This window comes from Salegentibacter sp. UBA1130, from assembly GCF_002311535.1.
Classification (GTDB): Bacteria; Bacteroidota; Bacteroidia; order Flavobacteriales; family Flavobacteriaceae; genus Salegentibacter; species Salegentibacter agarivorans.
Map to the genome: position 1 here is coordinate 38,170 of NZ_DCAP01000032.1, position 13,847 is coordinate 52,016.

At 38.0% G+C, this 13,847-nt stretch carries 12 protein-coding genes; 11 read left to right on the forward strand and 1 reads right to left on the reverse strand.

Translation table 11 applies throughout. From position 1 onward, the window contains the following. The first annotated feature begins 3 nt into the window (after nucleotides 1-3). From ilvC to argH, 11 genes are all read left to right on the forward strand, one after another. Nucleotides 4-1,479, forward strand: coding sequence for a ketol-acid reductoisomerase (gene ilvC / locus B4F31_RS13195; RefSeq protein ID WP_286761474.1), 1,476 nt, complete (start codon nucleotides 4-6; stop codon nucleotides 1,477-1,479). A gap of 1 nt (nucleotide 1,480) precedes the next feature. Next, nucleotides 1,481-2,755, forward strand: a complete 1,275-nt coding sequence (gene ilvA / locus B4F31_RS13200) for a threonine ammonia-lyase IlvA (RefSeq protein ID WP_075326415.1) — start codon at nucleotides 1,481-1,483, stop codon at nucleotides 2,753-2,755. Between the two features lie 336 nt (nucleotides 2,756-3,091). After that, nucleotides 3,092-3,727 (forward strand): GNAT family N-acetyltransferase, encoded by a 636-nt coding sequence (locus B4F31_RS13205; protein ID WP_075326417.1) that lies wholly within the window; start codon nucleotides 3,092-3,094, stop codon nucleotides 3,725-3,727. Nucleotides 3,728-3,834: 107 nt separating this feature from the next. Beyond that, nucleotides 3,835-5,022: an argininosuccinate synthase gene (locus B4F31_RS13210; RefSeq protein WP_075326419.1), complete on the forward strand. Its 1,188-nt coding sequence runs from the start codon at nucleotides 3,835-3,837 to the stop codon at nucleotides 5,020-5,022. Continuing rightward, nucleotides 5,019-5,981, forward strand: a complete 963-nt coding sequence (gene argC / locus B4F31_RS13215; RefSeq protein ID WP_075326421.1) for an N-acetyl-gamma-glutamyl-phosphate reductase — start codon at nucleotides 5,019-5,021, stop codon at nucleotides 5,979-5,981. Before B4F31_RS13210 ends, argC begins: the two co-directional genes overlap by 4 nt. A 130-nt stretch (nucleotides 5,982-6,111) precedes the next feature. Next, entirely contained in the window at nucleotides 6,112-6,906 is a 795-nt protein-coding gene (gene proC, locus B4F31_RS13220; RefSeq protein ID WP_093302180.1) for a pyrroline-5-carboxylate reductase, read from the forward strand. 2 nt (nucleotides 6,907-6,908) lie between these two features. After that, nucleotides 6,909-8,036 (forward strand): aspartate aminotransferase family protein, encoded by a 1,128-nt coding sequence (locus B4F31_RS13225; protein WP_286761475.1) that lies wholly within the window; start codon nucleotides 6,909-6,911, stop codon nucleotides 8,034-8,036. A 98-nt stretch (nucleotides 8,037-8,134) separates the two neighbouring features. Next, nucleotides 8,135-9,109, forward strand: a complete 975-nt coding sequence (locus B4F31_RS13230; protein WP_075326427.1) for an N-acetylornithine carbamoyltransferase — start codon at nucleotides 8,135-8,137, stop codon at nucleotides 9,107-9,109. 46 nt (nucleotides 9,110-9,155) lie between these two features. Further along, entirely contained in the window at nucleotides 9,156-9,938 is a 783-nt protein-coding gene (argB, locus tag B4F31_RS13235) for an acetylglutamate kinase (protein WP_075326429.1), read from the forward strand. After that, nucleotides 9,935-11,002, forward strand: coding sequence for a M20 family metallo-hydrolase (locus B4F31_RS13240; protein ID WP_286761476.1), 1,068 nt, complete (start codon nucleotides 9,935-9,937; stop codon nucleotides 11,000-11,002). Before argB ends, B4F31_RS13240 begins: the two co-directional genes overlap by 4 nt. A gap of 158 nt (nucleotides 11,003-11,160) precedes the next feature. Then, the gene (gene argH, locus B4F31_RS13245) at nucleotides 11,161-12,438 is read left to right on the forward strand and encodes an argininosuccinate lyase (RefSeq protein WP_075326431.1); all 1,278 of its coding nucleotides are present in this window, start codon (nucleotides 11,161-11,163) and stop codon (nucleotides 12,436-12,438) included. A 178-nt stretch (nucleotides 12,439-12,616) separates the two neighbouring features. On the opposite strand, the gene leuB is transcribed toward argH, so the two are convergent. Beyond that, nucleotides 12,617-13,732, reverse strand: a complete 1,116-nt coding sequence (gene leuB / locus B4F31_RS13250; RefSeq protein ID WP_075326432.1) for a 3-isopropylmalate dehydrogenase — start codon at nucleotides 13,730-13,732, stop codon at nucleotides 12,617-12,619. Nucleotides 13,733-13,847: the final 115 nt, after the last annotated feature.

Below are 13,847 nucleotides of genomic sequence, written 5' to 3' on the forward strand. Positions count from 1 at the left end.
GTGATGACGAATTATTTTAACAGTCTTTCTTTACGTGAACAATTAGCCCAATTAGGAACCTGTAGGTTTATGGGTAGTGATGAATTCAGCGACGGAGTGGCTGCTTTAAAAGGAAAAAAGATAGTGATTGTGGGCTGCGGCGCTCAAGGCCTTAACCAGGGTTTGAATATGCGAGACAGCGGCCTGGATATTTCTTATGCGCTTCGTGAAGGTGCTATTAAAGAAAAACGACAGTCATTTAAAAATGCTTCAGAAAATAATTTTAAGGTGGGAACCTATGAAGAATTGATTCCTACCGCCGACCTGGTAATTAACCTAACGCCAGATAAGCAACATACTTCGGTTATAAAAGCCATTCAGCCGCATATTAAAAAAGACGCGGTGCTTTCTTATTCCCACGGCTTTAATATCGTAGAAGAAGGAATGAAGATTCGGGAAGATATTACTGTGATTATGGTGGCGCCAAAATGCCCCGGAAGTGAAGTTAGAGAAGAATACAAAAGAGGATTTGGAGTGCCTACACTTATTGCGGTACATCCGGAGAACGATCCTCAGGGAATTGGTTTTGAATGGGCCAAAGCTTATGCCGTTGCTACCGGTGGAGATAAAGCCGGGGTTTTAGAGTCTTCTTTTGTGGCTGAAGTAAAATCTGATTTAATGGGAGAACAAACCATTTTATGCGGATTGCTACAAACGGGTTCTATTTTGAGTTTTGATAAGATGGTTGCTGAAGGCGTAGAACCTTCTTACGCCTCAAAGCTAATTCAATATGGTTGGGAAACTATTACTGAAGCTTTAAAGCATGGTGGAATTACCAATATGATGGACAGGCTTTCAAATCCGGCCAAGATCAAAGCCGATGAGATTTCCGAAGAATTAAAACAAATAATGCGTCCGCTTTTTCAAAAGCATATGGACGATATTATTTCAGGTGAATTTAGTAGCCGAATGATGCGCGACTGGGAAAATAATGATAAGGAATTATTAGAATGGCGTGCAGCAACCGGGGAAACCGCTTTTGAAAAATCTGAAGCAACTTCTGAAGAAATAAAAGAACAGGAATATTTTGATAAAGGTGTTTTATTGGTAGCCTTTGTAAAATCTGGTGTAGAGCTGGCTTTTGAAACTATGGTAGAAGCCGGGATTGTTGCAGATTCGGCTTATTATGAATCTTTACACGAAACTCCGCTAATCGCGAATACCATTGCCAGGAAGAAATTGTTTGAGATGAACAGGATTATTTCTGATACGGCAGAATACGGTTGTTATTTATTTGATCATTCAGCAAAACCGCTTATTAAGGATTATGTAAATGGCTTACCAAAAGAGGTTATTGGTCATTCCTTTGGAACTGATTATACCGGAGTAGATAATCAGCAGTTAATAGCCGTGAATGATGAAATTAGGCAACACCCGGTTGAAAAAGTAGGTGGAAGGCTTAGAAAAGCGATGACTGCAATGAAAAAAATACAGGAATAAAATGGATACTTTGCTGGCAGATAAAAAAATATATAAACCTCAGTTAGAAGCTGTAAAAGAAGCGGCGGAGCGCATCTCTAAAGTGGTGGTAAAAACCCCTTTGATGCAATCTTTTACCTATAGCAAGAAATTTTCAGCAAATGTTATGTTGAAAAGGGAAGACTTGCAACAGGTACGTTCGTATAAAATTCGGGGAGCTTATAATAAGATTTCGAGCCTGCCGCAAGAACAACTGGATAAAGGGGTTATTTGTGCCAGCGCAGGGAATCACGCCCAGGGTGTAGCTTTTGCCTGTAATAAACTGCAGGTTAAGGGTGTGATCTATATGCCAATTACTACCCCAAGACAAAAAGTAGAGCAGACAAAAATGTTTGGTGGCGAGTGGGTTGAGGTAGTTTTAAAAGGTGATACTTTTGACGATTCGTTTAAAAGTTCTATGAAACATGCCGATAAATTTGGTTTGGTTTTTATTCACCCTTTCGATGATGAAAAGGTGATTGAAGGCCAGGCCACTATTGGTTTGGAAATCCTGGAGCAAGCTAAGGAACCTATAGATTATGTTTTTGCACCCCTTGGTGGTGGTGGACTCTTAGCAGGATTGTCATCAATGTTCAAAGAACTTTCGCCAAATACTAAGATTATTGGGGTAGAGCCGGAAGGTGCACCTTCTATGACTTCCTCTTTAAAAGAAGGAAAACTGGTAGAATTAAAATCCATTGAGCGTTTTGTAGATGGTGCCGCGGTGCAGAAAGTCGGGAGCCGAAATTTTGAAATTTGTAAGCAAAATCTTGATAAAATGATCACGGTTCCTGAAGGGAAAATTTGCCAAAGTATCCTGGATCTTTATAATCAGGATGCTATTGTTGTGGAACCTGCCGGGGCGATGGCCATAAGTGCCCTTGATTTTTTTGCTGAAGAAATAAAGGGAAAAAACGTGGTGTGTATTGTAAGCGGAAGCAATAACGATATCACCCGAACTGCCGAGATCAAAGAAAGAGCTTTGTTGTACGCGGGACTTAAACATTATTTTGTGATTAGTTTTCCACAGCGAGCCGGAGCTTTAAAAGATTTTCTGGAAAAAGTTTTAGGACCTAAAGACGATATCACCCATTTTGAATATTCAAAAAAGCATCATCGTGAAAATGCCCCGGCGGTAGTTGGGATAGAATTAAACGATCCTGCCGATTTTGAGCCACTGGTAGCCAGGATGAAAGCGAAGAATTTTTACGGGGAATATCTTAACGATAAGCCTAATTTGTTTCAATATTTGGTATAAATATTTTGTTGGTTAAAATAATTATGTACTTTTACACTATGCTTTCAATGAGACAAATAATATTTCCCGTTTTTCGCTTCTTCCCGCGCCGCCGCAGGTAAGAAGTAAATCGCATTATTCTTTTTTTAATATTATTTGATTTTAATTATAACTTGAAAGATCCACAAAATATACCGTCCAATTTAAATTTCAGAATCACTTCTGAGATTACACCTATACGCCGCCGCTTCCCGCGTCGCACCTTGGTGCGTGTATAATTTAATGGAACTTAGGTGAGTCCGGTTCCCCTTTCAAAAAGAACAAATCAAATTTATTTTCTCACTAATTTCTTAGCAAATGAAGATTGTCATTGCTAATAAATCTCACGCTCAATATGCTGAGATTATTTGTACAACTATAGAAGAATCTGCAAAGGTTAGAGGCACGGGTATTGCCCGCAGAACCCCTGAATATATCATTGGTAAAATGGAAAAGGGTAATGCTGTCATTGCCTTAGACGGCGAAAAATTTGCCGGTTTCTGCTATATCGAAACCTGGAGCCACGAAAGATATGTGGCAAACTCAGGCTTAATTGTACACCCAGATTTCAGAAACCAGGGATTGGCCAAAGATATTAAAGAAGTGGTTTTTAACCATTCCAGGAAAATGTATCCCAATGCTAAAATCTTCGGGATCACTACCGGTTTGGCCGTGATGAAAATAAATTACGAGCTTGGATATCAACCCGTAACCTTTTCTGAACTTACCGATGATGATGCCTTTTGGAAAGGCTGTCAAACCTGTAAGAATTACGATATCTTAACCAGGACCGAGCGTAATATGTGCCTTTGCACAGGAATGATGTATGATCCTGAAAGAAAGAAGGATGCAAAAAAAGGAGATAAAAAGGAAAGCTTGAATGATAAAGCTTTTAAAAGGTTGAAAAATATAAAACAGACCTTGTTTTATAAAAAAGAGAAAAACGGAAATTAGAAATTAAAATTATCGTCAAGCTGTCCCGAAGCTTCGGGATTGTTTCAGCTTCTAAACTACTTAGATCCTGAAACAAGTTCAGGATGACGTAACAATAAATAAGTCAAATGAAAAAAGTAGTAATAGCATACAGTGGAGGTTTAGACACTTCTTACTGCGCAAAATATTTATCTAAAGAAGAAAATTTTGAAGTCCATGCCGTGAGTGTAAATACCGGCGGATTTTCAGAAGAAGAGGTAAAGAAAATTGGAGAAAATGCACAAAAAATTGGGGCTAAGACCTACAAAAACATTGATGCAGTTTCTTCATTTTACCAAAAAGTGGTAAAATATTTAATTTTCGGAAATGTGCTAAAGAACAATACCTATCCCCTTTCGGTAAGTGCAGAACGAATTGTACAGGCCATAGAGATTGTGAATTACGCAAAAAGTATTGATGCTAAATATATTGCGCACGGTAGTACGGGCGCAGGAAACGACCAGGTAAGATTTGATATGATCTTTCAAATTATGGCTCCCGAAATTGAAATTATCACCCCAATTAGAGATAAGCAACTCAGCCGGCATGAAGAGATTGAATACCTGAAACAGAATGGCGTGGAAATGAATTGGGAAAAGTCAAAATATTCGGTGAATAAAGGTCTTTGGGGCACGAGTGTTGGTGGAGCAGAAACGCTTACTTCAGAAAAACCTTTACCTGAAAGTGCTTATCCTTCCCAACTTCAGGAAAAAGAAGCGAAACAAATCAGTTTAACTTTTAAAAAAGGAGAACTTTCCGCGGTTAATGGAAAAGAAAATTCCCCTGAGAAGAATATCGAAATTCTGGAAGATATCGCCTCAAAATATGCGATTGGAAGAGATATTCATGTTGGTGATACGATTATAGGAATAAAAGGCAGGGTTGGTTTTGAAGCTTCCGCAGCCTTAATCACTATTAAAGCTCACCATTTACTGGAAAAGCATACGCTAAGTAAATGGCAATTACAGCATAAAGATTATTTGGCCAATTGGTACGGGACACATTTACACGAAGGTCAGTATTTGGAGCCCGTAATGAGGGATTTGGAAGCTTTTTTAGAAAGTTCACAACAGCAGGTAAGCGGAGAAGTTTTCGTCACCTTGCATCCATACCGATTTACACTGGACGGAATTAAATCTGACAACGATTTAATGAATTCCAGTTTTGGAAATTATGGTGAAGAAAATAAAGCCTGGACAGCAAATGATGCCAAAGGATTTATAAAAATCCTATCAAACGCTGGGAAGATATACCAACACGTAAAAGAAGAGAAATGATAACAGCAGGAATAATTGGTGGTGCCGGGTATACGGCCGGTGAACTTATTAGAATACTAATAAATCACCCGGAAGTTGAACTGGATTTTGTGTACAGTACCTCGCAACCGGGGAAACCTGTAGCAGGAATACACCAGGATTTACTGGGAGAAATCGATCTCCAGTTCAGCGGAGAAATCAATAAAAAAGTAGATGTGGTATTTCTATGTCTTGGACACGGAAATTCGGTGAAATTCCTTTCGGAAAACCAGTTTTCTGAAAACACTAGAATTGTTGATTTAAGCACCGATTATAGAATGAGTGGTGAACACTCTTTTATTTACGGCCTGCCGGAATTCAATAAAGAAAAAATTAAAAAAGCAAGTTTTATCGCTAATCCCGGTTGTTTTGCCACGGCCATAAGTTTAGCAATTTTGCCACTTGCAAAAGCCGGATTGTTGCAGGATGAAGTGCATGTAAATGCAGTAACCGGCGCAACCGGAGCGGGAACTTCACTTTCTGCAACTACCCATTTTACCTGGAGGGACAATAATTTTTCCAGTTACAAAGCTTTTGAACATCAGCATTTAAATGAAATAGGGCAGAGCCTAAAACTACTTCAGAATAATAAGCTCCCAGAAATTAATTTTATTCCGAATAGAGGTAATTTTTCAAGAGGAATTCACGCCACGGCTTACACGAAATTTGAAGGCAGTTTGGAGGAAGCGAAAGCAATCTATACTGAAGCTTATAAGAATTCCGCTTTTACGTTTGTTATTGAAGAAGATTTGCATTTAAAACAAGTGGTAAACACTAATAAATGTCTGCTGAAAATACAGAAATTTGGCGATAAAATTTTGATTACCAGTATTATTGATAATTTACTGAAAGGCGCTTCTGGGCAGGCAGTTCAAAATATGAACTTAATGTTTGGTTTTGAAGAGACTTCAGGATTAAAATTAAAAGCGAGTTATTTTTAATTATAAAATTGCCGTCATCCTGAACTTGTTTCAGGATCTAATTCACTTAGGACCGGGAATTAAAACCTGTGAGGTTTGACAAAAATTTTTAGTGAATTCGTGGTAAGCCTAACCAACTAAAACAAAAAAAATGAAAATAGCTATTATAGGAGCCGGAAACCTGGGACTTTCCATTGCGAAAGGTCTTATTGTAAACAATGCGTTTACCACCTTGTACCTTACCAAAAGAAAAACTGAAGAAATTCAGGAATACGAGGAATATGCCAAAGTTAAGGTCACCAGTGATAATCGTGAGGCAGTTAAAAATTCCGATATCCTAATTTTTGCAGTACAACCCACGCAAATGCAGCGAATTCTGGAAGAAATTAAAGATGATCTGCATGAAAAGCACGTCTTAATATCTACGATTACCGGATTTAAAATTGCGGCTATTGAAGCTATAGTTGGGGAAGAACAGTTTATTGTACGTTCAATGCCCAACACGGCTATTGCTGTGGGGAAATCTATGACCTGTCTTTGCAGTAACGAAAAAGGGAAGAAACGCATCGCTATTGCCGAGGCTATTTTTAATCGTTTGGGAACAAGTATTATTATTGCCGAAAATAAAATGCAGGCCGCTACGGTAATTTGTGCCAGCGGGATCGCTTTCTGGATGCGGCTTATACGCGCTACCACCCAGGGAGCGGTACAACTTGGTTTTGATGCTAAGGATGCACAGCAACTGGCTATGCAAACCTGTTTGGGAGCTTCCAGCTTGCTTATAGAGTCTGGTAAACACCCCGAAGAAGAAATTGATAAGGTGACCACACCCCGTGGTTGTACCATTGAAGGACTAAACGAAATGGAGCATAACGGCCTTAGTTCTTCTTTAATAAAAGGAATCCAGTCTTCATTTAAAAAAATAAACACAATTACAACCGAATAACTATGGACTTATTTGATGTGTATCCACTTTACGATATCACGCCGATGAAAGGCGAGGGCACCTATGTTTTAGATAAAGACGGAAATAAATATTTAGATCTTTATGGTGGTCACGCAGTAATTTCTATTGGCCATTCTCACCCCGCTTATGTAAATGCAATTTCCAAACAAGTAAGCAAACTGGGTTTTTATTCCAATTCGGTTAAAAATCCATTACAAGAGCAACTTGCAGATAATCTGGAAAAAATTTCTGGCGTAAAAGATTATAACCTGTTTTTGTGTAATTCGGGAGCTGAGGCAAATGAAAATGCTTTAAAAGTTGCTTCTTTTCACACCGGAAAAGACAGAATTATATATTTCGAAAATGCTTTTCACGGTAGAACTTCCGGAGTAGTGGCAGTTACTGATAATGAAAATATTAAAGCTCCGTTTAATCAAAACCATAAGGCTACGAAAATAGCTTTTGAAGATTCTGAAGCTGTAGAAGCTGAATTAAAAAAAGGCGATGTTGCCGCGGTTATTTTTGAAGTGATCCAGGGTGTTGGTGGTCTGGACGAGGCTTCTTCAGAATTTTATCAAAAAACAGCTGAATTATGTAAAGAATATAATTCAGTTTTGATTGCAGACGAGGTACAATCAGGTTACGGCAGAACAGGGGATTTTTTCGCCTTTCAAAAACATAATATTCGTCCTGATATTATTTCTATTGCCAAAGGGATGGGGAACGGTTTCCCAATTGGTGGTGTTTTGATAGATAATACTATTGAAGCAAAATCGGGAATGTTGGGAACCACTTTTGGTGGAAACCATCTAGCCTGTGCCGCAGGAATATCGGTTTTGGAAGTTATTGAGAAAGAAAATTTATTGAAGAATGCGGCTGAATTATTTGAATATGTAAAAGAAAAAGCGGCTGAAATTCCCCAGATTAAAAAAATCAAAGGCCGGGGGTTAATGATTGGCCTGGAATTCGATTTTGAGATCGCACAAATTAGAAAAGAGCTTTTGTTTAAACATCAAATTTTCACCGGTGCTTCTGCAAATAAAAAACTACTACGGATCTTACCACCCTTAAATATTAAAAAAGAACATTTTGATGAGTTATTTAAAGCTTTGAAGATTGTTTTAGACTGAAAAAGCACAAGAAGCGCTTTCTAAAAAAATCGTCAAGCTGCCCGGGACAGCTTGACGAGATTGAAAACTTTTAGATCGCTTTAAAAGAAGAAAATAAAATGAAGAATTACACAGAATTATCAGATATAGAAGATTTACAGCAATTAATTACTGAAGCGCTGGAACTAAAGAGAGGCACTCCTACTTTGGAAATCGGGAAAGGAAAAACCCTTGGAATGCTATTTTTTAATCCCAGTTTACGTACGCGTTTAAGTACTGAAAAAGCGGCAAAATTATTGGGAATGGAAGTGATGGTAATGAATGCCGGTAGTGATAGTTGGAAACTGGAATTTGAAGACGGCGCGGTTATGAACTCAGATAAAGCTGAACATATCAAAGAAGCGGCTGCGGTTTTATCACAGTATTGTGATATCATCGCGGTACGGGCGTTTCCAGATTTACAGAACAAAGAAAAAGATGAAGCTGAAACAGTTTTAAATAGTTTTAAAAAATACGCTTCTGTACCCGTGGTGAATCTTGAAAGTGCTACGGGCCATCCATTACAGGCACTTACAGATGCGATTACCATATATGAATTAAATAAAAAAGATCGGCCTAAAGTTGTGCTTAGCTGGGCTCCGCACCCAAAAACTTTACCGCAAAGCGTACCCAATTCTTTTGCTGAAATTATGCAAAAAATGGATGTTGATTTTGTGATAACGAATCCTGAAGGCTATGATTTGAATCCTGAAATTACTAAAAATACTCCTGTAATTCACAACCAGGATGAAGCTTTAAAAGATGCCGATTTTGTGTATGTGAAAAATTGGAGCAGTTATGAAACATATGGGAGAAAATTAACCGAGGATAAAACCTGGACTTTTTCCGCGGAAAGATTAATGCAAACCAATAATGCAAAAGTGATGCATTGTTTGCCGGTAAGAAGAAATATGGTGATTGCTGATGAGGTTCTTGATTCAGAAAACTCGGTAGTGATTCAACAGGCGGGAAATAGAACTTTTGCTGCACAAGCTGTTTTAAAAAGGATTTTAGAAGAGAAGGTAAAGCAAACCGAATTAGGTAAAAATGCTTAACCATTGCGTAGTTTGATCTAACTTGAATTGACGGAATTAAGGAATTATGAAAAACGAAGTTTTAAAAGTTATAAAAATAGGAGGGAAGCTTATTGAAAATGAAACTAAGTTTTCAGCATTCCTGGACGATTTTGTTGCTTTAGATGATCCCAAAATCCTGGTTCACGGTGGAGGAAACCTCGCTACCGAAATTGCAGGAAAGCTCGGTTATAAAACCCAAATGTTCGAAGGACGAAGAATCACCGATGCCGATTCAATTAAGGTGATCACTATGGTTTATGGAGGTTTCATAAATAAAAATATTGTGGCCAAACTTCAGGCACTTCAAAACAACGCCATAGGTTTAAGTGGTGCAGACGGTATGAGTATCGTTTCCAAGAAACGCCCGGTGAAGGAAGTCGATTTTGGTTTTGTAGGAGATGTGGAGAAGGTTAATTCAGAATTTATAACTTCACTTTTAGAACAAAATATCACCCCCGTTTTTTCGGCAATTTCCTGTACCACAGAAGGATTACTTTTAAATACTAATGGCGATTCTGTTGCTGCAGAAATTGCCAAAGCGATGAGTTCAATTTATATAACAGAACTTTATTTCTGTTTTGAGAAAAAAGGCGTCCTGGCCGATGCGGAAAATGATGACTCGGTAATTAAAAAAATCGACAGGGAAAAATATCAGGAATTACTGGAAGAAAAAGTAATTAGTGACGGGATGTTGCCAAAACTACATAATTGTTTTCAGGCGTTGGAAAGTGGTGTAGAAAATATATTTCTGGGAGATTTCAGGCTATTAAAAAATGAATCTGTTTATACTAAAATCAGTAACCAATGAAGCTCGAATTACAAAAGGATGCTTTAGAATTACTAAAAAATCTTATTAAAACACAATCATTTTCAAAGGAAGAGGATAAAACAGCCGACTTGTTGGAAGACTGGTTTCGAACTAAAGAAATGACCTTTTATCGGCATTTAAATAATGTTTGGGCCACCAACAAATATTTTGATCCAGACAAGCCTAGCTTGCTCCTAAATTCACATCATGATACCGTAAAGCCAAATTCAGCTTATACCCGTGACCCTTTTAAAGCCGAAATTGAAGACGGGAAATTATATGGATTGGGTAGTAATGATGCCGGAGGTTGCCTGGTTTCCTTACTCGCAACTTTTACCTGGTTTTATGAATCCAAAGACCTGGAATATAACCTGATTTTTGCGGGAACTGCCGAAGAAGAAATAAACGGGAAAAATGGGATTGCCTGTATGCTATCAAAAATGCCGAAAATTGATGTGGCAATTGTTGGAGAACCTACTTTAATGCAATTAGCAATTGCTGAAAAAGGCCTCGTGGTTTTTGATGCGAAGGTAAAAGGAACACCTTCTCACGCGGCACATCCCAATGATAATAATGCGATCTACAAAACCGCAGAAGTTTTAAAATGGTTTGAGAAATTTGATTTTCCGAAGGACTCGGACGCATTGGGAAAAGTAAAACTTACGGTAACACAAATCAATGCCGGCAGTCAGCATAACGTAGTGCCAGGACATGTAGATATGGTAATTGATGTTCGGGTGAATGATGCGTATTCTAATACTGAAATTGAGCAAATTTTGCAGGAAAATGCGCCGGTAGATGAGATCAAAGCCCGTTCGCTTCGATTGAATTCTTCTTCTATCCCTTCAGATCACGAGTTGATAAAAGCCGGAATTTCCTTGGGAATGGAAACCTATGGTTCACCTACACTTTCCGACCAGGCAATGCTAAATTGTCCTTCCCTAAAATTAGGTCCGGGAGATTCCACCAGGTCGCATTCGGCAGATGAATTTATTTATGTAAAGGAAATTGAAGAAGGGATTGAAAAGTATATAAAATTGCTTGCTAAAGCTTTAAAAATATAAAAAACTATAAGTAGACTGATAGAAAATATTTGCGTCAGGCTGTCCCGAAGCTTCGGGATTGTTTCAGCTTCTAATGTGTTGCGGGTATAGAACAACTTAGATTCTGAAATAAATTCAGAATGACGTTTATAATTAATTTTCAGCTTAAAATAAACACTATGAAACTCTGGGATAAAGGATTAGCTATAGATAAAAAGATTGAAAACTTTACGGTTGGAAACGACCGGGAGTTAGATATGCATATCGCTGAATACGATTTAAAAGCTTCAAAAGCACATGCTAGAATGCTTGGGAAAGTGGATATTTTGACTTCTGAAGAAGTGAAAAATATTGAAGATGAACTGGCAAAACTTCACCAGCAGCTTGAAAATGGAACTTTTCAGATTGAAGAAGATTTTGAAGATGTACATTCTAAAATTGAATTTGAACTTACTCAAACTTTAGGCGATACCGGAAAAAAAATACATACCGCTCGCTCCAGAAACGACCAGATTTTGGTGGCGATGCAATTGTATTTTAAAGAAAATTTGAAGGAAATTTCAGGTAAAACCAAACAACTAATAGATGTTCTTTTGGGTCTTGCAGAGAAACATCAGGAAAAACTACTCCCTGGATATACTCATCTACAGGTAGCAATGCCATCAAGCTTTGGTTTATGGTTTTCGGCTTATGCCGAATTGCTTATCGACGATCTTTATTTGCTGGAAGCTGGGTTGAAAGTTGTAGATCAAAATCCGTTAGGTTCTGCTGCAGGTTATGGATCTTCTTTTCCTATAGACCGTGAATTTACCACTAAAGAATTAGGTTTTTCAACCTTGAAATATAATGTGGTGGCAGCGCAATTGGGACGAGGAAAATGCGAACGAACAGTGACTTCTAATATTTCGTCTGTAGCAAATACGTTGGCTCGTTTTTCTATGGATATTTGTTTGTATATGAGTCAGAATTTTGATTTTATCACTTTCCCCGATGAACTCACCACCGGTTCCAGCATTATGCCTCATAAAAAGAATCCCGATGTTTTCGAGTTGATTAGGGGTAAATGCAATAAACTACAGAGCATAGCCAACGAGATGATTTTAATTACCAATAATTTACCGAGCGGTTATCACAGGGATTATCAATTAATTAAAGAAAACAGTATTTATGCAGTTGAAAATATTAAAGAGATCCTTGATATTTTTATTCACTCTATCGCTTTAATTAAGGTGAAAGATATCAATTTTAAGGATGAAAAATATAAATACCTCTTTACAGTAGATAGCATTAACGATTTGGTGATGCAGGGGAAATCATTTAGAGAGGCTTATCAAATAATTGGGGATCAGGTTCAGGAAGGAACTTATGAAGCTGCTGAAGGTAAAAGGCATTCGCATTTAGGAAGTAAGGATAATCTTGCTTTAGCCGAAATTAGGAGAAAAAAGGATGAGGTTTAGGAGTTTTGAATTTTTATGTGATTATAGATTAATAAGATCCCGACTGAAGTCGGGATAGTTCTACCAGCACTTTTCAGAAGCTTAATTAAACTCCTGCAAAGTGGGTATCACTAAAAAACCCCCCGCAAAACCACACGAAATGCGAAGGGTTCAAAACATAAATGAAGAAAAAATAATCTTAAATAATAGTCATTTGCCCAAGGTTCAGGTTTTCGTTGTTGATACTAATATTATCAACTTCACTAATAAGCCCCTCAAGGAAATCACCCACTTTTTCTGTGGTATAATGGTTGTCTTTGTTAATGTCTATGGTGCAAACATTTAGTTTAATACTAAGTTCTACAGCCTTTTTTACTGCTTCAGCTTCTTCTACCAAACCGAAATGCTCTAAAAGCATCGCCGCCGATAAAATGGAAGCCACCGGGTTGGCAATACCTTTTCCAGTTGCCTGCGGATAGGAACCATGAATAGGTTCAAACATCGCATTTTCTTTTCCTACAGATGCTGATGCTAATAACCCAATACTACCACCAATTACGCTGGCCTCATCTGAAAGGATATCACCAAACATATTTTCCGTAAGGATAACATCAAACTGGGTTGGGTTCAGGATCATTTGCATTGCGGCATTGTCTACAAATAGAAAATCCAGTTCTACTTCAGGATATTCTTTACCAATTGCAGTTACAGTTTTTCGCCATAATCTTGAAGTTTCCAATACATTGGCTTTGTCTACCAGAGTTAATTTTTTGGAACGTTTCTCAGCCGCTTTAAAAGCCAGGTGAGCCATCCTGGAAATTTCTTCTACCGAATAGGTACAAACATCGGTAGCGCTTTGGCCATCTTCTGTTGTAAATTTATCACCAAAATAAATTCCGCCGGTAAGTTCTCGGTAAATTACCATATCGGCGCCTGCAATGCGGTCAGCTTTTAAGGGTGATTGTTCTATAAGTTTATCGTAAGCTTTTACCGGTCTAATATTGGCAAAAAGTCCCAGGCCTTTTCTTAGTTGCAAGAGTCCTTGCTCAGGTCTAACTTTTGCATCTGGATTATTGTCGTATTTTGGATGTCCTATTGCCCCAAATAACACAGCATCAGATTTCTTGCACAATTCCAGCGTAGCTTCAGGTAACGGATTGTCCAGCAAATCTATTGCTGCCGCACCTACCAAGGCGTCTTCAAATTGAAAGTGGTGATCGAATCGATCTGCTACAGCTTTTAAAACTTTAACTGATTGCTGTGTAATTTCGGGGCCTATCCCGTCTCCGGGCAAGACTGCTATTTTTAATTTCATTTTTCTTCTTTATGTGTGGTTAATTTTTAATCCTAAACCGTCTAAGAATTATAACTCTTGTCAAGCTGAACTTGTTTCAGCTTCTAATATGTTTAATCAATTTAGATACTGAAAC

Excerpts from the sequence above, each read along its gene's own strand:
- ilvC (WP_286761474.1), top strand. The coding sequence starts at position 4 with ATGACGAATTATTTTAACAGTCTTTCTTTACGTGAACAATTAGCCCAA.
- ilvA (WP_075326415.1), top strand. The coding sequence starts at position 1,481 with ATGGATACTTTGCTGGCAGATAAAAAAATATATAAACCTCAGTTAGAA.
- B4F31_RS13205 (WP_075326417.1), top strand. The coding sequence starts at position 3,092 with ATGAAGATTGTCATTGCTAATAAATCTCACGCTCAATATGCTGAGATT.
- B4F31_RS13210 (WP_075326419.1), top strand. The coding sequence starts at position 3,835 with ATGAAAAAAGTAGTAATAGCATACAGTGGAGGTTTAGACACTTCTTAC.
- argC (WP_075326421.1), top strand. The coding sequence starts at position 5,019 with ATGATAACAGCAGGAATAATTGGTGGTGCCGGGTATACGGCCGGTGAA.
- proC (WP_093302180.1), top strand. The coding sequence starts at position 6,112 with ATGAAAATAGCTATTATAGGAGCCGGAAACCTGGGACTTTCCATTGCG.
- B4F31_RS13225 (WP_286761475.1), top strand. The coding sequence starts at position 6,909 with ATGGACTTATTTGATGTGTATCCACTTTACGATATCACGCCGATGAAA.
- B4F31_RS13230 (WP_075326427.1), top strand. The coding sequence starts at position 8,135 with ATGAAGAATTACACAGAATTATCAGATATAGAAGATTTACAGCAATTA.
- argB (WP_075326429.1), top strand. The coding sequence starts at position 9,156 with ATGAAAAACGAAGTTTTAAAAGTTATAAAAATAGGAGGGAAGCTTATT.
- B4F31_RS13240 (WP_286761476.1), top strand. The coding sequence starts at position 9,935 with ATGAAGCTCGAATTACAAAAGGATGCTTTAGAATTACTAAAAAATCTT.
- argH (WP_075326431.1), top strand. The coding sequence starts at position 11,161 with ATGAAACTCTGGGATAAAGGATTAGCTATAGATAAAAAGATTGAAAAC.
- leuB (WP_075326432.1), bottom strand. The coding sequence starts at position 13,732 with ATGAAATTAAAAATAGCAGTCTTGCCCGGAGACGGGATAGGCCCCGAA.